Consider the following 22,484-nt stretch of genomic DNA (forward strand, 5'->3'; position numbering starts at 1 on the left):
TTCTACCCCTTTCCTACTGTTTTTCTTAGAATCTGATCAACAATTTGATCAAATGTTTCAGCTTTTTTAGTATAGATCGTAATTAAAGTCCATGTCATAATAAATTGTCCAAAGGCATAGAGCCATGCCCAATTTATTGCACCAATCGCAGGGGTGTTTAACACTTTGGAATAAGCTGTCATTACAGGTAAGGTGAAATAAAAGATAAAAAAGAATAGGGAAAGAGGAATAATAAAACTCTTTTTCTTAGCCATGAGCTGCTTAAATTCAGCAGACTGAGCAACTTCTGTATATTCAATGGATGGTTCAATTTTTTTCACAGACATACCGCCTACCTCCTTTATTTTTTCTCTTATGATTCATCTATTTTTAAGGATAAGTCCGATTTTAAGAGATTGTTTGTTCTCTTAATCACCTCCTACACTTCATAGTGAAATTATACTTGTGCGCGAAAAAAGCCTGAAGTATAATTCCCTTTTGTAAAAATCGATTTGATAAGTGCGCATCATGCAAAAATTTCTGGGTAGGTTGTGCGAATATTTCCTGTGTATTTAATATATCGTTAGTATATGCCTTAAGTCAATAAAAATTCTGAAAATTCTAATAAATAAAAAAATTAGATTAGAATTAGAGGTATAAAAATAGGTTTGTATATTCCAACGCTGTTAGGCGTGATATATCGCTGCTTATGGAATATACAAACCAATCTCCTATACGTAAAAAAAAAGAATAGGGGAGTTTATTTCCCTATTCTTCATCAATTTTTTTAATAGAAATCTTACATTCATAAAAAATACTTCCATTCCCCATATCCGAAAGACCATTTGCGGTTAACCAGTTCACATTTCCTCGAGTATCTATTCCATATCCTTCTTCAATGATGATGGTTCTTGGATGAGATCCTTCTTCTATTTTTGCTCTACCGATTAGATTTCCCCGTTGATTAGATACCATCACTAAATCCTTTTCCTTTATTCCTTGTTTTTCCGCAATTTCTTTTGGGATAGAAACTAATGGTTTCATTTCTTTTTCTTTATTAAGCCAATGATGCTGTGAATGTAAAGATTTATTTGGATGAATCGATAACAACTGATAAGGATATGGTTCCATTAAATCATGGAATGATAGTCTCTCTTTTGGATACATGATCTTTGCTATTGGTGAATATCCATCCTTTTCCGCTTGATAGGAATAAAATTCAAACTTTCCAGATGGTGTGTCGAATTTCTTATCTGCCCAAGCTACCTTTGGAAGTGGCAATTCAATTTCATGCTTTTCTTTTAATACAGATAGATCGATTCCAAATCGATTTAATGGTTGGAGTGCGATCTCAAAGTATTCTTCGCGTGATCGTTCGAATCCTTGTAAACCTAATCGTTTTGCCAGTTCCGCCCAAATTTTTAAATCAGACCAAGCCTCTCCAGGTGGATCGACCAGTTTTGGGCCATAACGAACAACGGAATGAAACATCGAACCATAATAAATATCCTCTTCTTCAAAAACAGAGACTACAGGCAGCACATAATCAGCTATTTTGGCCGTATCTGTTAAAAACATATCCAATACAATTTTGGTTTCTACCTGTTCGAATGCTTTTAATGTACGGCTAATGTTTGGTAACTGAGTCAATAAATTTGTGCGTGAGATAAACATCATTTTAATCGGTGGTTCTTTTGCTTCGATGATTTCTTCTGCCTGGCTCGGTCGAGAAAAAGTGCGATATTCTTGACGTAGATCCTCTCTTAAAAGTTCATCCCAGCCAAAACTTTGCCCTACTGCTCGATGGGCATAATTAACCCCACCACCGGCTACTCCGATATTCCCTGTTAAGGCTGCCAAGGCATCAATTGCTCGGATCGTGTTTCCACCATTTGTATATCTTTGCATCCCTAATCCTAGGAAGGTCATCACTGGCCGATTTTGTGCATACCACTTAGCTAGTTGTACAATATTTTTAACATCAATATTTATTTCCTTGGAAATATTCTCTAACTTTAATTTTTCTAGTTCTTTCTTAAATTCTTCAAAACCAACTGTATAGAGATCAATAAATTCTTGATCATGCCAACCATTCTCGATGATCACTTTGCTCATCGCTAAGGCCAAATTCCCATCCATTCCTGGGGTAATCGGCAAATGAAGGTCAGCTTCTTTTGCGATTCCATTCTTCATCGGATTTATAACGACCAATTTAGCCCCTTGTTGCTTCGCTTCCATAATAAAAGGATATAAATGCATGTTGGTCGTTGTAATATTCCTTCCCCATATTACAATCGTCTGTGTATTTTTTATATCTTCAACTCCATGACCGAATGAATTACCCATATCATATATTTGGGCCTGAATCCCTGCTCCCCAACATAGACTACCGATCACTTTCGTCATACCACCAAAAAAATTAAAAAAACGTTGATCTAATTCTTTTAATAAACCACCAGAAGCATAATCATAGCTATGAAGGATCGCAGTAGGACCATATGTCATTTTAATCTCCTTCATTTTCAAACTTATCTCATCTAATGCTTGGTCCCATGAGATGCGAACAAATTGACCATTAACTTTTTTTAAGGGATAATGTAGACGGTCATCATGGTACATCCGATCCTTTAACATTTTTCCTCTACCACAGATTTTCCCCCTCGTGATCGGATGTTCTGGGTCTCCCTTTATTGAAACTACTTTACCATTTTCTGTTGTTACCAAAAATCCGCAAACATCAAAGCAATTCAGCGGACAAGCTGTTTTCCATGTTTTCCCCACAGTCATTCTCCCATCTATTCTGAAGCCTCACCTTTTTCGAGAATCTTTTTCATTGATTTTTGGAATTTTTGTCTTGGGATTAAAACACTATGGTTACATCCCATACATTTGATCCGAATATCTGCACCCATACGAATAATTTTCCAAGCATTTGTTCCACACGGATGTGGTTTCTTCATTTGTACAATATCATTTAATCCAAATTGTTTTTCCTGCAACCTTATACCCCCTTGCTTTCCTCATTCCGATGAAAGGTAACCATTTTAGGATAAGGTATTTCGATTCCTTCTCGATCAAATCCTTCTTTAATTTTTGCTCTTAATTTTCGAGCAACTGCATAATGTGACATGGGTTTCGTTTCCGCAATAATCCTCAATACGACTTCAGAAGGACCCAAATTCTGTACCCCAAGGATTTCCGGTGGTTTCACGATATCTTGTGATTCTTTAAATATTTCACTTAAAATATCCTCTAAGACTTTCGTAACATGTTCAAGATTTTCTTCATAGGCAATACCAATATCCACTACCGCCACGGAATTATGAGTAGAATAATTCGTTACTTCTTTAATCGTCCCATTTGGTATAATGTGGAGTTCCCCAGTCCAACTACGTAGCTTTGTGATTCGCAGTCCAATTTCCTCGACAACCCCGGAAAAGTTACTAATAGATACCTGATCGCCTACACCAAATTGGTCTTCAAAAATAATAAAGAAACCAGAAATCACGTCTTTGACTAAGTTTTGTGCTCCAAAGCCAATCGCTAGACCTAAGACCCCAGCACCTGCTAAGACAGGACCTAAATTAAATCCTAACTGTTCTAATACCATTAAGATCGCAATAAAATTAATCGTATATTTCACAGCATTATGAATTAATGAACCAACCGTCTTCGCTCGGCGTTCATTTACCCTCAATGCTTTGGGACTTCTATTCATCCAGCGATCAATTACAGTATTAATCAATCGAACCAGCGCTTTTGCAACCACGATAATAAATAAAATTTGAACGATGTTCCAAAATAATCCCATCCATAGCTCAGCATTCATTAATTTTAACCGTAAACTCTCCCAAAAGCTTAACGTTGATAATTGATTCATATTTTCTAGAGCTGTTTCTAAATTCATGATTTATTCATCCCTTTCAAGAAAATTGTTTTGCCAAACGATTCATTTCCGCTTTTATTTGATCGGTTAAGTATTTGATGGCCTGATCATGATCTAGACCTGATAAACCTTCTAAGCGAATCATCTCTCCAAAAAAGATCTCTACTTTTGCAGGTAAAATCCAAGCTTGTCCTCTTGGCATCACCTTATCTGTCCCCTTTATATATACGGGGAGGATAGGTGTATTTGTTTTGATTGCAAAATATGCTGCCCCTTGTTTCATATTTGTGATTTCCTGTTCTTCTTTTCTTGTTCCCTGTGGGAAAATAGCAAATACTTGTTGATCTGCTAAAATACGGATTGCTTTCTTCACAGTTGTAATCCCCATTTGTTTCCTGTCGACTGGAAATGCACCTAAATGAGTAAGTAACCAGTTCATCATCCGATTTTGAAATGCCTCTTTCTTAGCCGTGAACTACCCACCACCTAAAAAGGTGGAGGCTTCCTATCCTTTAGAATAGGAACTTTTTTTATAGAAGAGGGAGTCTTCTGCTGGTTTTAAGATAAAATGAAGCTTCCTTGGAATACTTATACCGATATATATGGGATCTAGATAACTACTATGATTGGCAACAAGTATAAACGCTCCTTTTCTTGGAACAAAAGATAAACCGTGTACGGTGATTCGATTATATAGCTTCAAAATAGCCCATAGCAAGGCCTTGACGATGGAATAGAACATGATTACGATTCCCTTCCTAGAAAATTGTTTGTTACACTATTGTCCATGTTTTTTTATCTCTTTCTTATTGAAATTATAGTATTTTTCTAGAGTTGTTGAAAAGGGTAAAGGATGATCAAGGATAATACATATAAATTTAAGACCCCGTATAAAGGATATAAAAATTGGATCAAATTAGAAAAACCTACAAATGAAATTGGCGCGATCAAGGTTAGAAAAACGAAGCTTAACTTTCCAGTTGAAAATGGAAATTTTTTTTGAACTCGGAAAATTATACCATGAACATTGCTTAATGCTGTCGTATAAATCGCTAACCATAAGATGATCGAGACAAATACCCTAAAAATCGGTTGATTTGGGATGATGGAGAAAAGCGGTATCTCATAATGATCCACATTAGGAACCCGCAATAAGGAGAGGTTCATTAAAAAAGCGATCAATCCTAGACCGAAAGTTCCAACCACGCTACCGAAAATAATTTCTCCTCTCGAACGGATTTTCTTACCGATGGTGGACAAAACTCCTAGAAGAGAAATCACATTAAAAGCGACATACGTGATAGCTGAGGGCCACACTTTTAAATGTTCTCTGATAAAATGAGAAGCCACCTCTTGATCATTCATCAGAAAAAGGGTACCAACATAGATCATCATTAACATTTTTATGGGCATCAAAACACTATTTAAAGAAATGAGCCCCCTTACACCACGAGCTAAAACAATCCATAAAGGAATTGCCAATAGTAAGACTCCTAAAACCATCGAGTTTCCCCACTGCTCGAAAATGGCCCCGCTCCCAGCAAACATCACAATCGAACCTGAAAATAAATATAAAAAAATAAACCAATCAAAAATTTTTGCCAAATGAGTTCCCATCAAAAGAACAAGAATATCATAATAGTTTTCTGTTTCAAAGCGCCAACTTAACCATAAAATCACCATGCTACTTAAAAGGAGTAACAACAAAGTAATCATTAAACCAACGAGACTTTGCAACCCATAAGAAGTGAAAAATTCCCATATCTCCCTTCCTGAAGCAAACCCAGCACCAATCGTTGTTCCCATGATCGTTAGCCCAATCTTGATCCCATTTTTTATCATATCACACTTCTCCCCTTAACCTTTCAACTGAATCACATATCTTCTTTTCTATCCTTATTCTTCATTCTTCCTAATTAAGATTCAGTCATTATTTGTCCATGTACTATGTATATTTCCTTAAATATCCACGTATACTAGTAATACTATTTTTTTGGAGGTATTTATGGATTTCCTTAAATTTAAAAATCCTTCTAAATATGTGATTGACTATTCTAACCCTCGGGGTGATATTCAGTTATCCCATTATATTCTTAACTACATGGACAAATACTCCTATGATCATTGGGTCGTTGTTTGTATTGGTACAGATCGCTCCACAGGAGATGCTTTGGGTCCTTTAGTAGGTTCAAAATTAAAATTAATGGAACCAAGCCATTACACGGTATTAGGTACACTAGAAGAGCCTGTTCATGCTTTGAACCTTGAAAATACGATTCATTTTATAGAAGAACAGTATCCCTATTCTGGTATCCTTGCTGTCGACGCTTGTCTTGGACAATTAGGAAGTGTTGGATCGATTCAAGTCGTGGATGGGCCACTAAAACCTGGGGCTGGGGTTCAGAAAAATCTCCCTGAAATCGGTCATTTTCATATTTCTGGAGTTGTCAATATAGGGGGTTTTATGGAGTATTTTGTCCTACAAAATACTCGGTTACATGTCGTGATGAAAATGGCTGATATGATTGCGAATTCTATTCATCAAAGTTTAAGATTATATGGTTACAATAAGGAGAATGCAGCAAACTAATAATTTGCTGCATTCTCCTTTTTAAAAGACTTGGAAATTTTTGTTTCCATCTGGAGCGATTGGCTAACTCTACTACTTTATCATATCCTGCTGGAATATATCCTAAAGGAATATCTGAGGGGTATAAACCATTCACAACTTCATGTAATGTTCCATCCCCGCCAATTATAATAATGAAACTAACTTCCGGTTTCCCCCGTAATTCTTGAGCAATTTGAAAAGCATGTCCTTTATATTCAGTGATAAAAAATTGATAAGTGATGTTTAGCTCTTTTAAAAATTTTTCAATAAAGGATAAATATTTTCTTGCTTTTCCCTTACCTGATAAAGGATTAACAATGAAATAAATCATAAACAAATCCTACCTTAAGTATGGATCGCTTTTTCGATCGCCTTTTTTTCCTCTTCAGAAAGACGATAACTTGATTGACCATTTTCAATTGGTTTTGCATAAGTATTGGATTGTTCACGGTTATAGATACTTGTGATCACAATGCCATTTTGTTTTTCATCGAGCATTGCAATCGAAAAACTAAGATCATTTCCTTGCTCGCCAAATGCATTATAACGAACCATTCCTACTCTGCCTTTTAATTTTCCAATTTGTTGAAAAATGATATCGATTTTTTCTGTATTGGTTGTTAATTCGTGTTTCATCGTTTCAATTTCTTGATTGTATCCTTCAATTAATTGTCCTAAGTTTTGATTCCCTTCTCCCCGTGTAAAACGATTCAAACGTTTTCTCGTCTTTCCAATCTTAATACTGAGTATAAAAATCCAAAAAAGTTGAATCACACTGACCAATACTAATAAAATGATAAGTTCATTCTGATATTGTGAAACGATTTCCACTGTTGTTCTTCCCTTCTCCAAAGTTCCACATTTTTAAAAGAATAATTTGATAATCGCTACACCTAATGGAGCAATAACTATTGCAGGTAACATATTGGCTACATTAATTTTTTTAAATTCTAAAATATTAATGGCTATTGCAATAATTAATATACCACCAGTTGCTGTAATTTCTACAATCATCTGATCAAGTAAGTCCTTTGATATAAATGAATGAATATAAGTGGCTAATAGTGCAATCGTTCCTTGGTAGATAAAAACAGGTATCGCTGAGAATATTACCCCTATACCTAAAGTGGAAGCAAAAATAATGGCTGAAAAACCGTCAAGCATCGCTTTTAAATATAATAAGCTATGGTCTAAATTCAAACCACTATTTAAAGAACCCAAAATCGCCATTGCTCCGATAGTGTAAACAAGAGTAGCAGTAACAAATGCGTTTGCAATACTTCCTTTACTTTTCCCACCGACTTTTTCTTCTATCCATCTACCTAAACGGTCTAAACGGTCCTCAATTTTTAAATATTCACCAATAATACCACCTAATACCAAGCTGAAGATCACTAATAAAAAGTTTTGTGTTTTTAAACCCATGGTTATTCCTTGAATGATCACAGCAAGGCCAATCCCTTGCATCACCGTATTTCGTATTTGTTGGGGGATATTAGAAAGAAAACTCCCAATAATTCCTCCAAAAATGATGGCAATTGTATTCACGATAGTTCCTGTTAATACCATTAACTCCCCCCCTTTACCGTAACGTTAAAGCGATTTCCCGGATGGCTGCTAAAAAAGTATCCACTTCTTCTTCAGTATTTGAATACCCCAAACTAGCTCTGATCGCCCCATTTGAAGTACCCATTGTTTGATGAACGAGTGGCGAACAATGAAAACCACTACGAACTGCAATCTCGTAATGTTGATCCAAGATGGTTGCTATTTCAGCCGAATCGATTCCTTCAACCGTAAAACTGACAACAGAAACTCTTTCCTGATTGAGATCAGGACCATACCATTTTACGCCTTCTATTTCCTCAAGTCCTTTTAATAATCTTTGGGTCAATGCCCATTCTTTTTTTCTCAATGTTTCTATACCGATCTCTTCAAGATAATCTAGTGCAGCCCCTAACCCAACAATTCCAACCGTATTTAAGGTTCCAGATTCATACCTCTCTGGGCTTTGAGAAGGTTGATCTACATCTTCAGAGAATTTTCCTGTTCCTCCGTGAATCAGTGGAGTTAATTGTAATTCAGGATGGATATATAATCCTCCTACTCCTTGTGGACCTAAAAGACCTTTATGGCCAGGAAAAGCTAAAAGATCAATATTCATCTCTTGAACATGAATAGGATATCTTCCAGCTGTCTGGGCACTATCTAATAAAAAGTAGATATCCTTTTCTTTCACAACTTGGCCAATTTCCTTTATCGGTTGAATGGACCCTAAAACATTTGATGCATGACTAATGGCTAATAATTTTGTATTTGATTGAAATGATTTTTTTAATAATTCTAAGGAGATATATCCTGCGTGATCAACATCTAAATATGAAATTTCAACCCCTATTACTTTTTTCAAATACTCTAATGGTCTTCGAACTGAATTATGTTCTAATTTTGTCGTAATCACATGGTCCCCAGGAGAAAGGAGACCCTTAATCGCTAGATTTAAAGCCTGTGTTGTATTCATAAAGAATGTAATTTGATTGGGGTTTTGAATATGGAAAAGTTTTGCTAATTTAACCCGGGTTTGATAAATCTCTTTACCTGCTATATCCGCCATTTTGTGATTACCTCTACCTGGGTTCGCGCCATTTTCTGTTAAAAATTGAACCATTTTTTCAATCACTTGCTTTGGTTTTGGCCAAGAAGAGGCTGCATGATCAAAATAAATCATAATTACACCTCATTTCAAAATATAAAAGAAATAAAATTCGTCTTACAAATGTTACTTATCGGATGCAAAACGATGAAAAGACAACCAATTTGGTTGCCTTATATTCATGTTACACACCCATTAACTCCAAAATTCTCTGTAAATCATTTTGATCAAAATATTCAATTTCTATTTTCCCTTTATTTTTCCCTTGTTTAATCTTAACAGATGTTTTAAATGTTTCCCGAAGTTGTTCTTCTATATGACGATAAGCTTTTATGGAATGGGTTTCTGTTTTCTTTTTTAATGTTCCACGTGAAACATTTCTTTTTTCTTGTTGAATTTTTTCTTCTAGCGTACGAACACTCCAATTTTCCTCAATTGTCCGTTTTGCGAAATTGATCTGTTTTTCCTCTGTATCTAAAGCAATCAAAGCTCTCGCATGCCCCATGGATAGTCGGCCATTCATTATTTCTTCTTGAATCAATTTAGGTAGTTGAAGTAATCGTAAAATATTCGCCACATGTGGACGGCTTTTCCCTACTCTAACAGATAGTTCTTCTTGGGTTAATTGAAATGTTTTCATTAATTTTTCATAAGCGTTTGCAATTTCGATTGCATTTAAATCCTCTCTCTGAAGATTTTCAATGAGTGCAATTTCCATTATCTGTTGGTCGGTAAACTCTTTAACGACAGCAGGAATGGTAGCGAATTGCAATTCCTTACTGGCTCGCCATCTACGTTCACCAGCGACGATCTCATAACCTTTTAATGTTTTTCTAACAATAATAGGTTGAATGACCCCATGTTCTTTAATGGAAGCCATTAAATCAGACAATTGTTCTTGATTAAATACTTTTCGCGGTTGATAGGGATTTGGACGAATTTGATTGATTTCAATTTCTGTTACTTTCTCATGATCTTCGATGTTTAAGGAAGGAATTAAAGCATCTAAACCTCTCCCTAGACGCTTATTCATAAGAAATCACTTCCCTTGCTAAATCAAGATAAACCTCTGCACCTCTAGACTTAGGATCATATGTAATAATCGATTGACCATGACTGGGAGCTTCACTTAAACGAACATTCCTTGGAATAATTGTTGAATAAACCTTATCTTGGAAATATTTTTTAACTTCCTCAACAACTTGAATTCCAAGATTGGTTCTAGCATCAAACATTGTTAGAAGAACACCTTCAATTTTTAATTCTGTGTTTAAATGTTTTTGCACAAGACGAATGGTATTTAATAATTGACTTAATCCCTCTAATGCGTAATATTCGCATTGTATCGGGATAATCACAGAGTCAGCAGCGGTCAATGAATTAACAGTAAGGATTCCTAAAGAAGGTGGACAATCAATAATGACATAATCATATTGGTCGCTTACGACATGCAGTGCTCTTTTTAAACGAACTTCACGTGATATCGTAGGAACGAGTTCGATTTCTGCTCCAGCTAATTGAATCGTTGCAGGAATAATATCTAACCCCTCGATCTGAGTAGGATAAATCGCATCTTTAGGGGATATATCATTAATTAAGACATCATAGATGCAATATTCTACATCCGCTTTATTAATCCCAATCCCACTTGTCGAATTCCCCTGAGGATCTATATCAACCAACAAAACCTTTTTTCCTAGTTTTGCCAAACTAGCACTTAAATTTACTGAAGTTGTTGTTTTTCCAACACCGCCCTTTTGATTCGTAATGGCGATAATTTTTCCCATGAATTCTCTCACCTCATTTTCCTAACAACAAAGTTCTAAGCTGTCTAAATCTAGCGAGGTTGTTCGAAGCGCAAAAGAAAAGCTTCAAATTGAAGCTTCTCTTGATGGAGTCGATTATTGACGCTTTCAATCATTTATTTGTTTTTTGGAATCTTTATCACAAACTCATAATAGTTTTCGTGATCAATTTCATTCGTTTCAATTAATAAACCTGTTTTTATTACCATATCGACAGATTGACGAATCGTATTCATTGCTAATCGAACATCTCTTGAAAAGGCAACACGTTTTGGTTTTGGCTTTTCCTGATTTGTAAATTTTTCTAAAATCTGTTTAATTCGATTTTCTGTTTGCTTTACATTTAATTCTTTTTCAAGGATTTCTCTTAAAATCTTCTCTTGTGTTTCAACATCATGAACAGATAGTAACGCCCTTGCATGTCTTTCTGTAATCTGTCGAGACATTAATGCATTTTGAATCGTTGGCGATAAATTTAATAAACGTAATTTATTCGCAATCGTTGATTGACTTTTCCCTAATCGCTGAGCCAAACTTTCTTGAGTTAAACCATGAATTTCAATTAATTTTTTATAGGCAACTGCCTCTTCGATCGCTGTTAACCCTTCTCTTTGCAAGTTTTCGATCAGAGCAATGGAAGCAGCTTGTCCATCATTATAATCTTTAATAATGGCTGGGATTTTATCCCACCCTAATTTTTTAACCGCTCTCCATCGGCGTTCACCAGCAATAATTTCATATTGTTCATTTCGAATCCGAACGACAATTGGTTGAATAATTCCATGAGTTTTGATCGTTTGGCATAACTCATCGAGTTTATCATCAGCAAACACCGTTCTAGGTTGATAAGGACTAGGGATAATTTTGTCTACTGGAATATAAATAACCTCTTCAGCTTGTGAATCTTGATTACGTTCTGCTAACCCAAAAAAACGCGATAAATGGTCTTTCATTGGACCACACCTACCTAACACTTTCATTCCACATAATGTATTCTATTATTTTTTTTAAAATCCTGCTAATTTATAATCAAAATAATCGAATTAAAGTGAACTCTCCCATCTTCACAGGCATAGCTTCCTGTAATTCCTACGATCATCGTTGCATTTATGTATCCCATCCATATTTTTTATATTATATCATTTGCTCGGGTATTGCTAAAGGGCAACAATTCATCCCCCCACCTGGAGGGATAAGGGTCTTCTTTATTTTATTGGTTAAAAGGACTGTATTTATTTTAAACCATTCAAGAAGAAATGAGAATAGATTGAAAAAAATCAATCAACCATATTTCATAAAACAGTATTGTATTTTAGCATGCGTCAAAACTTGCAATGTTTTGCAATCTAATAAAATAATAATCCATGAATCATCAATAAGAATACTATTATTTCATAAAAATAGCTTGTATATCCCAACGCGCTCCGTTAACCGTGTATAAATACACTCCCAAAAGCACACAAAGCACGCTACACAGCTAAAGCTGCTAGTCGTACTATGTCTACAATTATGAAATATACAAACCCATATCGAATCACAGGCTTGTATGATTCTATAAACTGCGACTTTAGCGAGTATGTTTTCCTACTTACCGTTTGTTAAGGGAAAACCGTAAGGTTAGGAGCAGCGTTAGACATACAAGCCATATCAGGTTAGTATATCCAATGCATTCCATTGGGAGCTATTTCTAAAAAAATAACGAATAGACTTCTTCATCTATTCGTCACTTAGATTGTTTCACGTGAAACATTAATTTAAATGATTGGCTGTCGATTGGGTGTACCAGGTTTTCGTGGATATTTCTTTGGTGTATTTTTCGTTTTATCTAGTAAAATAATTGTTCGCTCGCCATACTCATACGGAAGATCAAAAACTTTTGTTTCTTTTAATTCTCCCCCTAGGATTTCGATTGCTTTTTTTGCTTCTGCGATTTCATCTAATGCATGGGAACCCTTCATGGCAATCATCATTCCATTCTTTCTTACGAAGGGGAGTGTAAGCTCGACCAAAATATTCAATCTGGCAACAGCCCTTGCAATTCCAATATCAAAGGATTCACGATAGATATTTTTTTGCCCTAATTCTTCAGCTCTCCCATGTACACATTCAAAATCGGTAAAACCTAGTTTTTCACCAACTATTTTTAAAAAGTTGATACGTTTATTCAATGAATCAAGTAACACCATTTTTAATTCGGGAAAACAAATTTTTAAAGGTATACTTGGAAAGCCAGCTCCAGCGCCAACATCAATCATTTTTTGATTCGACAAGTGATAATAGAATGCCGGAGTAATGGAATCGAAAAAATGCTTGACAATTACTTCTTTTTCTTCCGTGATTGCCGTTAAATTCATCTTCTCATTCCATTCTAGTAACAATCGATAAAAGGTCTCAAATTGCTGAAGTTGAACATCAGTACATTCCACTTGATAAGGTTCTAATAGCTTTTTTAGCTCTTCCATCATACTATTTAATCTCCATCTCTTTTTTCCCTTGCTCAATATAAATTAGAAGCATCGATATATCGGCAGGACTAACTCCAGATATACGAGAAGCTTGACCAATATTTAAAGGTTGAATTTTATTTAATTTTTCCCTCGCTTCACTAGAGATTCCGCTAATTTTATTATAATCAACCCATTCAGGAATTTTTTTCGCTTCTACCTTTTTCATCTTTTCTACTTGTTGTAACTGCTTTTCAATGTAACCTACATATTTCACTTGAATTTCTACTTGTTCTTTTACTTCTGGAGTTAACTTCTCAGTGCTAGGAGATATTCTCTCAATCACAGAATAATTAATCTCTGGTCGACGCAATAGCGTAGCTAAATCAACAGCATTGTTTAATTCTGCGGTTCCTAATTCACGCAGAATTTGCTGTATTTCTGGTGTAGGCTTCACTTTTTCTTGTTTCAAACGAGAAATTTCGGCTTCAATTTTTCTCTTCTTTTCAAGAAAGCGTTGATATCTTTCTTCATCAATCAAACCAATTTGATAACCAATTTCACGCAAACGTAAATCAGCATTATCATGACGTAATAATAAACGATATTCAGCCCGAGAAGTGAGTAATCGATATGGTTCGTTTGTTCCCTTTGTAACCAGATCATCAATTAACACACCGATGTAAGCCTGAGAACGATCGAGAATTAATGGATCTTTACCTAATACCCTTAAAGCAGCATTAATTCCAGCCATTAATCCTTGCCCAGCTGCTTCTTCATAACCGGAAGTTCCATTCAATTGGCCAGCTGTGAATAGATTTTTAATTTTTTTCGTTTCTAGTGTTGGCTTTAATTGTGTTGGAACAATTACATCATATTCGATGGCGTAACCAGGTCTCATGATTTCCGCTTTTTCTAATCCAGGCAAAGTTCTTAACATTTTAATTTGAACATCTTCTGGTAGACTGGTAGAAAAGCCTTGAACATACATTTCCTTTGTATGTTCTCCTTCTGGTTCTAAGAAAATTTGATGACGAGGTTTATCATGAAAACGAACAACCTTATCCTCGATCGATGGGCAGTAACGAGGACCCGTTCCTTCAATGACGCCAGAAAACATCGGCGCACGATGTAAATTATTATTAATGATTGAATGAGTTAGGAAATTTGTATAGGTTAGCCAACAGGGGATCTGCTCTGACCGATACTCTGTTGTATCAAAAGAAAAGGCTCGTGGTACTTCATCCCCTGGTTGAATTTCCATTTTTGAAAAATCGATTGTATCTCGATGTACCCTTGGTGGGGTACCCGTTTTAAAACGAACGAGTTCAAAGCCAAGTTCACGAAGGTTTTCCGATAATTTAACAGATGGTTGTTGATTGTTTGGACCACTTTCATAAATGAGATCGCCTATAATGATTCTACCTCTTAAATAGGTGCCTGTTGTTAAGACCACTGTCTCACTATAATATTCAGCTCCAGATTTCGTAATTACTCCTTTTACACGATTATCTTCAACAATTAATTGTTCTACCATTGCTTGTTTTAAGGTTAAATTTGGTGTATTCTCAATCGTTTTTTTCATTTCACGTTGATACTCAAACTTATCTGCTTGTGCCCTTAGTGCGTGAACAGCAGGACCTTTACCTATATTTAGCATCCGCATTTGTAAATAGGTTTTATCAATATTTCTTCCCATTTCTCCACCTAAGGCATCGATTTCTCGAACGACATGACCTTTTGCCGGACCACCGATCGATGGGTTACAGGGCATAAAAGCTATTGTATCTAAGCTGATGGTTAATAATAATGTTTTCACGCCCATCCGTGCAGATGCTAGAGCTGCTTCTACACCTGCATGCCCAGCACCTACAACAATACAACCATATTCACCAGCGCGATATCCCATCTATATCCCTCCATTCTTACTTACCCACACAAAATTGAGAAAAAATCTGATCGATTAAATCTTCTGAAACAGAATCACCAATAATTTCACCAAGTTGATCCCACGCATTTTTTAAATCGATTGCAACCATATCGATCGGTAACCATTGCTCAGTCGATTGAATGGCTTCCTCTAAACTATTCTTCGCCTTTTTCAATAGAGAAATATGTCGTGAATTAGAAATATAAGTCAAATCGTCGGATTCAATTTTCCCTTCAAAAAATAAATGAGTGATCGCATTCTCCAAATCATCTATCCCTTCTTCCTCTTTTATAGAAGTAAAAATGATCGGAGTATCAGGAAAGGTTTCTTTTATCTCTTCGATGTTCAGTTTTTGCGGTAAATCGGTCTTATTAACGATCAAAATCACATTTAAATTTTTCACCAAAGCAATTAATTGCTTATCTTCTTCTGAAAGCGACTCATTATAATTCAATACAAATAAAATAAGGTCTGCTTCTTCTAAAGCCTTTCTTGAACGTTCTACACCGATTTTTTCAACAATATCTTCCGTCTCACGAATTCCAGCTGTATCAATTAATTTGAGTGGGATTCCTCCAATATTGACATACTCTTCGATAATATCCCTAGTTGTCCCAGGAATATCTGTAACAATCGCCCGATTTTCTCGGATTAACGCATTTAATAATGAAGATTTCCCTACATTTGGTCTACCGATAATCGCTGTAGACAGCCCTTCACGCAGAATTTTACCTTGAGAAGCATGTGCAAGCAATCGTTCGATTTCCTTTTTGGCGTGGTTTACTTTCTCTAAAAGGAAATCATGGGTGACAGACTCCACATCATGCTCAGGATAATCAATTGTTACCTCAATATGGGCCAATACTTCTAATAAACTCTGCCGAATCTCTTTAATTTTCGAGGAAAGCTTTCCTTCTACTTGTTTCATCGCTAAAGCCATCGCTCGATCTGTTTTTGAACGAATAAGATCGATTACTGCCTCAGCTTGTGTTAAATCAATTCTACCATTTAAAAATGCCCTTTTTGTAAACTCCCCTGGTTCTGCCAGACGAACATCTTGATCTAAAATCACATCAAGTACTTTTTTAACAGCTATAACTCCCCCATGACAGTTCACTTCCACAACATCTTCACGAGTAAATGTTCGTGGAGACTTCATCACGGTAACTAAAACTTCATCCACCGTTTCTCCATTCTTATCCACAATTCGCCCATAATGGATTGTATGGCTATCCACCGTGGATAACTTTTTCCTGCCTTTAAAAATCGAATCTATTACTTGAATAGCTCGATCCCCACTTACACGAATGATTGCAATGCCACCTTCCCCTAATGGTGTGGAAATCGCAGCAATTGTATCAAACTCCATTGATCTTTCACCCCAAAATTAAAAAGCAATAGATTTCTCTTAAAAAGATAGAATAACATATTTCTCATCTAAAAACAAAATAGTGAAGTTTTATCCACATGTTGATAACAAAAATTTATTTTTTATCCCTATGTTGATTAATCGATAAAATTAAAAAAGGGAGCTTATGCTCCCCATAAAATATAGTCTAATTAATATTTCCTCGTAATCATTACTTTACGATTCGGTTCCTCTCCTTGGCTAATGGTTTGAACTTTTGGATGATTTTGTAATTTAGAATGAATAATTTTCCGTTCATGAGGACTCATCGGTTCAAGAATGACATCTTTCCCTGTCCGTACTACTCGATCTGCTAATTTCATTGCCAACTCTTCTAATGTTGCTTTTCTTCTTGAGCGATAATTTTCTGCATCTAAAACGATTCTCAAGCGCTGATCTTTCACATATCGATTTGCGACAATATTTGTCAAATATTGTAACGAGTCTAAAGTTTGCCCTCTTCGGCCAATTAAAATTCCCAAATCATTTCCAATCAGATTAAAAATCGTTTGTTCCTCTTCTTTAGTAACTTCAATTTCAACGGTTAACTCCATCTTTTTAAAGACATTAGCTAAAAACTCTTTGGCTTCTTCAATCGGATCCTTTAATGAGACCATTTGGTTTACTGCATTAACTTCTGTTTTGTCCTCAACCAAAGTTTTTTCTGTGAGTGTGTCTTGAATTGATTCTGATTCAGAAATCAATGTTACTTCTACAACCGCATCTTTTCGCCCTATTAAACCAAAAAACCGTTTTCCAGGTTGTTCAATCACCTTTATTTTTACTTTATCTTCTGTAGTATTGAGTCGTCTGAGGGCTGAGTTTATTGCTTCTTCTACAGTCTTTCCCGTAGCAATGATTTTTTCCATTTTTGAATCCCCCAATAAACCTATTTCTTATGAGTAATTAATTTCGTCTGAGCAATAGTAAAGATATTACCTACCACCCAATAAAGAGCTAGAGCTGATGGTAATGTGATACCAATAAAAAGAATCATTAAAGGCATCATAATCGACATAATCTTTTGTTGTTGAACCGCTTGTGGTGTTGTCGCAACGCTGGTATTCATCATCACAGTTTGGATATATGTAAAAACGGCTGCTAAAATCGGTAAGATATAATAAGGGTCTTTTTGTCCCAATTGTAACCATAAAAATGAATGTGCTGAGATATCAGGATTTCTCATAATCGCATGATAAAAAGCGATTAAAATCGGCATTTGAATCAAAATTGGTAGACACCCTGATAAAGGATTGACATTATGTTTTTGGAAAAGCTTCATCGTTTCTTCTTGAATTTTTTGGGGATTATCTTTATATTTTTCCCTTATTTTCGTGATCTCAGGTTGTAATGCCTGCATTGCTTTTTGACTTTTGATCTGTGTGATCATTAAAGGTAAGACTAAGAAGCGAATAATGATCGTAACAACAATAATCGACAAACCATAATTATTAAAAAGAATCTTTGCAAAGAAATTTAAGGTTTCAGATAAGGGATAGACAAAATATCGATCCCAAATTCCATTATTTGGATCAGGTACACCTTTCGTAGAACATCCAGTACTAAATAACATTAGTCCTAATATAAGTAAAAAAATGAGTGAGCGTTTCCGCAAACAAAATTCCCCCTCTAAATAATATTCACTAATCTTTAGGAACAGGATCATATCCTCCTGGATGTAGCGGATGACATTTTGCGATTCGCTTTGCTGATAGCCATCCACCTTTGATTGGGCCATGAAGTTCAATCGCTTCCAAAGCATAATGAGAACAAGTAGGATAAAAACGGCATGTTGCTGGCTTAATAGGTGAAATAAACTTCTGATAGAAACGAATCAATGATAAAAAGAACCTTTTCATCAGATTGTTCCACCTTACTTTCTAATGATTAAATGTTTTTTATTGAAAAGGTATTCTATACTTTTTTCAATTTGTTCTAAGTCCATCTCAATGATCGGTTTACGGGCAATAAAAATGTAATCTTTATGTTTTTTAATTTCGTTGCGACTTATTACAGAACGAATCGCTTCTTTGATTAAACGTTTCACTCGATTTCTAACAACAGCTTTCCCTAATTTTTTGCTAACGGAAATCCCAAAACGATAAGATTCAATTTGGATATTATCTAATTCATACAATACCAGAGATCGATTCGCAATGGAATGTCCGTATTGATAAACTTTTTTAAAATCTTCTCTTTTTCTAAGCCGAAATTCTTTTTTCAAATTCTTACCACCACAAATCAGTTGAATGCGTTATCAAAATAACTTCTATGAAAAAAGTATAGGTAAATATAATCTAGAATAAACCTATTTTATCACATCACATCAATGAATTTAAGAAAGTTTTCATAAATTAATAGAAAAAAAGGCCACATATAAGTGACCTATGCAGATAGAACTTTTCTTCCTTTCGCACGACGCGCCTTTAATACTTTACGTCCATTTTTCGTACTCATTCTCTTGCGGAAACCATGAACTTTCTTTCTTTTACGAACATTTGGTTGATATGTTGGTTTCATGTATGATTACACCTCCTCTTGAGGATCCATATTTCATAGTGTAAGGACATTCTTTCACATTATATTAAGGAAAAGTCTATTTTGTCAAGAAACACCGAAAATACATGAATGAACCACATCAGCTCAAAACCTTAATTTCCCCTACTATTTTTTTGTTGATAACTTCATTGTCAAAAATCACTCATTTTCGACAATTTTTCCACAGATTATCCACAAAATATAGTATTGTTAATAATAATTACACACAACTTGTAGTAAATGTGGATAATTCGAGAAAACCATTGATATAATAGGATTAATTTGATATCATGTTTTTGATTTATTCTGTTAATAATCCATGAAATAAAAGAAATATATTCACAGCCTGTGGATAAATCTGTGGACAATTATCCTTGGTTGTGGATTTTTTATTCACAACATGTTCTTTATTTTATTTTTGTTTCGATATTTTCCCAAAAATCGACAGATTTTTATCCACAATATCAACTTTTATCTGTGGAAAAACAATATGGGAGAGTTTAACGTGGAACAGTTACAAACTTTATGGAAGAAAACTTTATCTGTTATTGAAGGAAAAATTAGCAAACCTAGTTTTGAAACTTGGTTGCAATCAACCCAAGCTTCGTCCCTAATAAAGGATCAATTGACGATCATAGCTCCGAATGAATTTGCTAGGGATTGGTTAGAATCCCGATACTCGATCTTAATCCAAGAAACCTTATACGAGATAACTGGTGAGAATTTCAAAATTAAATTTATTATCCCATCTACTACGGAAATGGATTTCATTCCTGATCCGACTCCGAAAAAAAAGATCGTTCCTCCTACTGAAGATGAAGACTCACAATATAAATCAATTTTAAATCCGAAATATGTATTTGATACTTTTGTAATCGGAGCTGGGAATCGCTTTGCACACGCTGCCTCTCTTGCAGTAGCGGAAGCTCCAGCCAAAGCATATAATCCATTATTTATCTATGGTGGCGTAGGACTTGGCAAAACTCATTTAATGCATGCGATTGGTCATTACGTGATCCAGCATAATGAAAAAGCAAAAGTTCTCTATATCTCATCTGAAAAATTCACGAACGAATTTATTAATGCAATTCGTGATAATAAAACCGTTGAATTTCGTAATAAATATCGAAATATCGATGTTCTCTTAATTGATGATATTCAGTTTTTAGCTGGAAAAGAATCAACGCAAGAAGAATTTTTCCATACTTTTAATGCTTTGCACGAAGCAAATAAACAGATCATTATTTCTAGTGATCGCCCACCTAAAGAAATTCCTACATTAGAAGACCGATTGCGCTCCCGTTTTGAATGGGGACTAATCACAGATATACAACCACCTGATTTAGAAACAAGAATTGCAATTTTAAGAAAAAAAGCAAAAGCGGAGAACTTAGATATTCCAAATGAAGTCATGATCTATATCGCAAATCAAATAGACACGAATATCCGCGAATTAGAAGGGGCATTGATTCGTGTAGTAGCTTATTCTTCATTGATTAATAAAGACATGAGTGTGGAATTAGCAGCCGAGGCTTTAAAAGATATTATTCCATCAGCTAAACCAAAAGAAATTACAATTCATAGTATTCAAAAAGCAGTTGCAGAGTACTACGGTCTTAAGCTAGATGATCTAAAAGCAAAGAAAAGAACTAGAGCGGTCGCTTTTCCTAGACAAGTGGCCATGTATCTCACAAGAGTTTTAACGGATTTATCATTGCCAAAAATCGGAGAAGATTTTGGTGGCAGAGACCATTCTACTGTAATTCATGCCTATGAAAAAATAATGAGCGAATTAAAAACAGATACTGAATTACAACAGGCAATTAAAGCTTTAACCGATAAAATTAAAAACTTTAATTAATTGTGTGTTGTGTGAATAAGTAAATATACTTATCCACACGTTATCCACATGTTGATAATATGATAAACTCTTACTTTTTCCCGCTTATTCACATGTTCACAATACTTATTACTATCACTATGAAATACTTTAAATTAATATATATATGAATAAAGAATATGAAATATTCTAGCTTTGGAGGTCATTATGCATTTTATAATTGATAAATCACAACTGATGAATGGAATCCAACATGTAAATAAGGCCGTTTCAACAAAAACAACGATACCCATATTAACTGGGATTAAATTTGATCTAACAGCGGAAGGATTAACGTTGATTGGAAGCGACTCTGATATTTCTATTCAAATATTTATACCTAAAATAGATCAGGAAAAGGAATATGTAAAAATCTATCAAGAGGGAAAAATCGTATTACCTGCAAAATATATTGTGGAAATTGTAAAAAAACTGCCTAGTGATGAAATTGAATTTGAGCAGACCGATCATTTATCTGTGATTATTCGTTCAGGACGAACTGAATTTCGTCTAAATGGTTATGATGCGGAGGAATTTCCTAATTTGCCTCAAATTGAGGAAGAGCAAGTATTTAAAATTCAAAGCGATTTATTAAAATCAATGATTCGTCAAACATTATTTGCTGTTCATACTTTAGAAAGTAGACCAATTTTAACAGGTGTACTCTGGGAATTAGAAAACCATATGTTAAAATTTGTTGCTACCGATTCCCATCGATTAGCGACCAGAACCTCAATGGTTGAGACACTTAACGATACAACATTTCACAATATTGTAGTACCTGGAAAATCATTAAATGAATTGAGCAAAATACTCGAGGATGAACCAACAACTGTTCAGATTATCGTCACAGAGAATCAAATTCAAGTGAAAATGAAACATCTGTTATTCTATTCTCGATTATTAGATGGTACGTATCCTGATACTTCAAGAATTATTCCTGATAAATTTAAAACGAATCTTATTCTTTCAAAACAAGAATTTGCTGATGCGATAGAAAGAGCGTTATTAATTGCAAAAGATGATAAGAATAATATTGTAAAATTTACTACCCAAGAACATTTGATGGTTGAACTTTCATCGAATTCTCAAGAAGTCGGTCATGTAACAGAACAAATTCAAGCAAATGAAATCGATGGAGATCAAATTAAAATTTCATTTAATGCAAAATATGTGTTAGAAGCATTAAAAGCAATCGACAGTCAAGAAATACGAATCGAATTTACTGGTGCTTTAAGTCCATTTGTAATTAAACCAGTAGATCACGATTGGGCTTTGCATTTAATATTGCCCGTTCGCACTTATTAATTATGTCACCTTTAATATTCGTGGGTGTTGAAATCAAGGAGTT

General features: G+C 34.9%; 23 protein-coding genes and 1 pseudogene. 3 read left to right on the forward strand and 21 right to left on the reverse strand.

The window, feature by feature from the left end; all coding sequences use genetic code 11:
* Positions 1–2: 2 nt before the first annotated feature.
* The 6 genes and pseudogenes from EDD72_RS09235 to EDD72_RS09265 form a co-directional block, all read right to left on the reverse strand.
* Positions 3–326 (reverse strand): DUF485 domain-containing protein, encoded by a 324-nt coding sequence (locus EDD72_RS09235; RefSeq protein ID WP_132769604.1) that lies wholly within the window; start codon positions 324–326, stop codon positions 3–5.
* 421 nt (positions 327–747) lie between these two features.
* A complete protein-coding gene (locus tag EDD72_RS09240) occupies positions 748–2,760 on the reverse strand; it encodes a molybdopterin-containing oxidoreductase family protein (protein WP_132769606.1) in 2,013 nt (670 codons plus the stop codon).
* Positions 2,761–2,774: 14 nt separating this feature from the next.
* On the reverse strand, positions 2,775–2,978 hold the full coding sequence (locus EDD72_RS09245; protein WP_132769608.1) for a DUF951 domain-containing protein: 204 nt from the start codon (positions 2,976–2,978) through the stop codon (positions 2,775–2,777).
* 2 nt (positions 2,979–2,980) lie between these two features.
* Positions 2,981–3,886 (reverse strand): mechanosensitive ion channel family protein, encoded by a 906-nt coding sequence (locus EDD72_RS09250; protein WP_243643814.1) that lies wholly within the window; start codon positions 3,884–3,886, stop codon positions 2,981–2,983.
* A gap of 16 nt (positions 3,887–3,902) precedes the next feature.
* A pseudogene (locus EDD72_RS13120) lies at positions 3,903–4,607 on the reverse strand (lysophospholipid acyltransferase family protein).
* Positions 4,608–4,693: 86 nt separating this feature from the next.
* Positions 4,694–5,707: a YkvI family membrane protein gene (locus tag EDD72_RS09265; RefSeq protein WP_132769614.1), complete on the reverse strand. Its 1,014-nt coding sequence runs from the start codon at positions 5,705–5,707 to the stop codon at positions 4,694–4,696.
* 163 nt (positions 5,708–5,870) lie between these two features.
* On the opposite strand from EDD72_RS09265, the gene yyaC reads away from it, so the two are divergent.
* Positions 5,871–6,455, forward strand: coding sequence for a spore protease YyaC (gene yyaC / locus EDD72_RS09270; protein ID WP_132769616.1), 585 nt, complete (start codon positions 5,871–5,873; stop codon positions 6,453–6,455).
* On the opposite strand, the gene EDD72_RS09275 is transcribed toward yyaC, so the two are convergent.
* The 15 genes from EDD72_RS09275 to rpmH all read right to left on the reverse strand — a co-directional run bounded on the left by EDD72_RS09275 (position 6,400) and on the right by rpmH (position 19,236).
* Positions 6,400–6,807: a diacylglycerol/lipid kinase family protein gene (locus tag EDD72_RS09275; RefSeq protein WP_132769618.1), complete on the reverse strand. Its 408-nt coding sequence runs from the start codon at positions 6,805–6,807 to the stop codon at positions 6,400–6,402. The genes yyaC and EDD72_RS09275 overlap by 56 nt on opposite strands.
* A 14-nt stretch (positions 6,808–6,821) precedes the next feature.
* Positions 6,822–7,307: a DUF4446 family protein gene (locus tag EDD72_RS09280; RefSeq protein ID WP_165895035.1), complete on the reverse strand. Its 486-nt coding sequence runs from the start codon at positions 7,305–7,307 to the stop codon at positions 6,822–6,824.
* A gap of 33 nt (positions 7,308–7,340) precedes the next feature.
* On the reverse strand, positions 7,341–8,045 hold the full coding sequence (locus EDD72_RS09285) for a DUF554 domain-containing protein (protein ID WP_132769622.1): 705 nt from the start codon (positions 8,043–8,045) through the stop codon (positions 7,341–7,343).
* A gap of 13 nt (positions 8,046–8,058) precedes the next feature.
* Positions 8,059–9,204: an aminotransferase class V-fold PLP-dependent enzyme gene (locus EDD72_RS09290; RefSeq protein ID WP_132769624.1), complete on the reverse strand. Its 1,146-nt coding sequence runs from the start codon at positions 9,202–9,204 to the stop codon at positions 8,059–8,061.
* 109 nt (positions 9,205–9,313) lie between these two features.
* Positions 9,314–10,162: a ParB/RepB/Spo0J family partition protein gene (locus tag EDD72_RS09295; protein WP_132769626.1), complete on the reverse strand. Its 849-nt coding sequence runs from the start codon at positions 10,160–10,162 to the stop codon at positions 9,314–9,316.
* A complete protein-coding gene (locus tag EDD72_RS09300) occupies positions 10,155–10,916 on the reverse strand; it encodes a ParA family protein (RefSeq protein WP_132769628.1) in 762 nt (253 codons plus the stop codon). Before EDD72_RS09300 ends, EDD72_RS09295 begins: the two co-directional genes overlap by 8 nt.
* Positions 10,917–11,050: 134 nt before the next feature.
* A complete protein-coding gene (gene noc / locus EDD72_RS09305) occupies positions 11,051–11,887 on the reverse strand; it encodes a nucleoid occlusion protein (RefSeq protein ID WP_132769630.1) in 837 nt (278 codons plus the stop codon).
* An 801-nt stretch (positions 11,888–12,688) separates the two neighbouring features.
* Positions 12,689–13,399: a 16S rRNA (guanine(527)-N(7))-methyltransferase RsmG gene (gene rsmG, locus EDD72_RS09310; protein WP_132769632.1), complete on the reverse strand. Its 711-nt coding sequence runs from the start codon at positions 13,397–13,399 to the stop codon at positions 12,689–12,691.
* Between the two features lies 1 nt (position 13,400).
* Positions 13,401–15,287 carry a tRNA uridine-5-carboxymethylaminomethyl(34) synthesis enzyme MnmG gene (gene mnmG / locus EDD72_RS09315; RefSeq protein ID WP_132769634.1) on the reverse strand — a complete coding sequence of 629 codons (1,887 nt, stop codon included), beginning with the start codon at positions 15,285–15,287 and terminating at the stop codon, positions 13,401–13,403.
* 16 nt (positions 15,288–15,303) lie between these two features.
* The gene (mnmE, locus tag EDD72_RS09320; protein ID WP_132769636.1) at positions 15,304–16,677 is read right to left on the reverse strand and encodes a tRNA uridine-5-carboxymethylaminomethyl(34) synthesis GTPase MnmE; all 1,374 of its coding nucleotides are present in this window, start codon (positions 16,675–16,677) and stop codon (positions 15,304–15,306) included.
* A 191-nt stretch (positions 16,678–16,868) separates the two neighbouring features.
* The gene (jag, locus tag EDD72_RS09325; protein ID WP_132769638.1) at positions 16,869–17,585 is read right to left on the reverse strand and encodes an RNA-binding cell elongation regulator Jag/EloR; all 717 of its coding nucleotides are present in this window, start codon (positions 17,583–17,585) and stop codon (positions 16,869–16,871) included.
* A gap of 20 nt (positions 17,586–17,605) precedes the next feature.
* Positions 17,606–18,331, reverse strand: coding sequence for a membrane protein insertase YidC (gene yidC, locus EDD72_RS09330; protein ID WP_132769640.1), 726 nt, complete (start codon positions 18,329–18,331; stop codon positions 17,606–17,608).
* A gap of 28 nt (positions 18,332–18,359) precedes the next feature.
* A complete protein-coding gene (gene yidD / locus EDD72_RS09335; protein ID WP_132769642.1) occupies positions 18,360–18,575 on the reverse strand; it encodes a membrane protein insertion efficiency factor YidD in 216 nt (71 codons plus the stop codon).
* Positions 18,576–18,589: 14 nt separating this feature from the next.
* A complete protein-coding gene (gene rnpA / locus EDD72_RS09340) occupies positions 18,590–18,940 on the reverse strand; it encodes a ribonuclease P protein component (RefSeq protein WP_132769644.1) in 351 nt (116 codons plus the stop codon).
* Positions 18,941–19,101: 161 nt separating this feature from the next.
* Positions 19,102–19,236: a 50S ribosomal protein L34 gene (gene rpmH, locus EDD72_RS09345; protein WP_132769646.1), complete on the reverse strand. Its 135-nt coding sequence runs from the start codon at positions 19,234–19,236 to the stop codon at positions 19,102–19,104.
* A 523-nt stretch (positions 19,237–19,759) separates the two neighbouring features.
* Here rpmH and dnaA point away from each other — a divergent pair.
* Both dnaA and dnaN read left to right on the forward strand, forming a co-directional pair.
* Positions 19,760–21,115 carry a chromosomal replication initiator protein DnaA gene (dnaA, locus tag EDD72_RS09350; protein WP_243643815.1) on the forward strand — a complete coding sequence of 452 codons (1,356 nt, stop codon included), beginning with the start codon at positions 19,760–19,762 and terminating at the stop codon, positions 21,113–21,115.
* A gap of 186 nt (positions 21,116–21,301) precedes the next feature.
* A complete protein-coding gene (gene dnaN, locus EDD72_RS09355) occupies positions 21,302–22,441 on the forward strand; it encodes a DNA polymerase III subunit beta (protein ID WP_132769650.1) in 1,140 nt (379 codons plus the stop codon).
* Positions 22,442–22,484: the final 43 nt, after the last annotated feature.

This window comes from Tepidibacillus fermentans (assembly GCF_004342885.1).
GTDB classification, from domain to species: Bacteria; Bacillota; Bacilli; order Tepidibacillales; family Tepidibacillaceae; genus Tepidibacillus; species Tepidibacillus fermentans.

Bases quoted from the DNA above. Each gene is read 5' to 3' on its own strand.
- dnaN (WP_132769650.1), top strand. From the start codon at position 21,302: ATGCATTTTATAATTGATAAATCACAACTGATGAATGGAATCCAACAT.
- yidD (WP_132769642.1), bottom strand. From the start codon at position 18,575: ATGAAAAGGTTCTTTTTATCATTGATTCGTTTCTATCAGAAGTTTATT.
- noc (WP_132769630.1), bottom strand. From the start codon at position 11,887: ATGAAAGACCATTTATCGCGTTTTTTTGGGTTAGCAGAACGTAATCAA.
- EDD72_RS09285 (WP_132769622.1), bottom strand. From the start codon at position 8,045: ATGGTATTAACAGGAACTATCGTGAATACAATTGCCATCATTTTTGGA.
- mnmG (WP_132769634.1), bottom strand. From the start codon at position 15,287: ATGGGATATCGCGCTGGTGAATATGGTTGTATTGTTGTAGGTGCTGGG.
- mnmE (WP_132769636.1), bottom strand. From the start codon at position 16,677: ATGGAGTTTGATACAATTGCTGCGATTTCCACACCATTAGGGGAAGGT.
- EDD72_RS09300 (WP_132769628.1), bottom strand. From the start codon at position 10,916: ATGGGAAAAATTATCGCCATTACGAATCAAAAGGGCGGTGTTGGAAAA.
- EDD72_RS09275 (WP_132769618.1), bottom strand. From the start codon at position 6,807: ATGATTTATTTCATTGTTAATCCTTTATCAGGTAAGGGAAAAGCAAGA.
- EDD72_RS09250 (WP_243643814.1), bottom strand. From the start codon at position 3,886: ATGAATTTAGAAACAGCTCTAGAAAATATGAATCAATTATCAACGTTA.
- EDD72_RS09295 (WP_132769626.1), bottom strand. From the start codon at position 10,162: ATGAATAAGCGTCTAGGGAGAGGTTTAGATGCTTTAATTCCTTCCTTA.
- yyaC (WP_132769616.1), top strand. From the start codon at position 5,871: ATGGATTTCCTTAAATTTAAAAATCCTTCTAAATATGTGATTGACTAT.
- jag (WP_132769638.1), bottom strand. From the start codon at position 17,585: ATGGAAAAAATCATTGCTACGGGAAAGACTGTAGAAGAAGCAATAAAC.
- EDD72_RS09235 (WP_132769604.1), bottom strand. From the start codon at position 326: ATGTCTGTGAAAAAAATTGAACCATCCATTGAATATACAGAAGTTGCT.
- EDD72_RS09290 (WP_132769624.1), bottom strand. From the start codon at position 9,204: ATGATTTATTTTGATCATGCAGCCTCTTCTTGGCCAAAACCAAAGCAA.
- rpmH (WP_132769646.1), bottom strand. From the start codon at position 19,236: ATGAAACCAACATATCAACCAAATGTTCGTAAAAGAAAGAAAGTTCAT.
- rsmG (WP_132769632.1), bottom strand. From the start codon at position 13,399: ATGATGGAAGAGCTAAAAAAGCTATTAGAACCTTATCAAGTGGAATGT.
- EDD72_RS09265 (WP_132769614.1), bottom strand. From the start codon at position 5,707: ATGATAAAAAATGGGATCAAGATTGGGCTAACGATCATGGGAACAACG.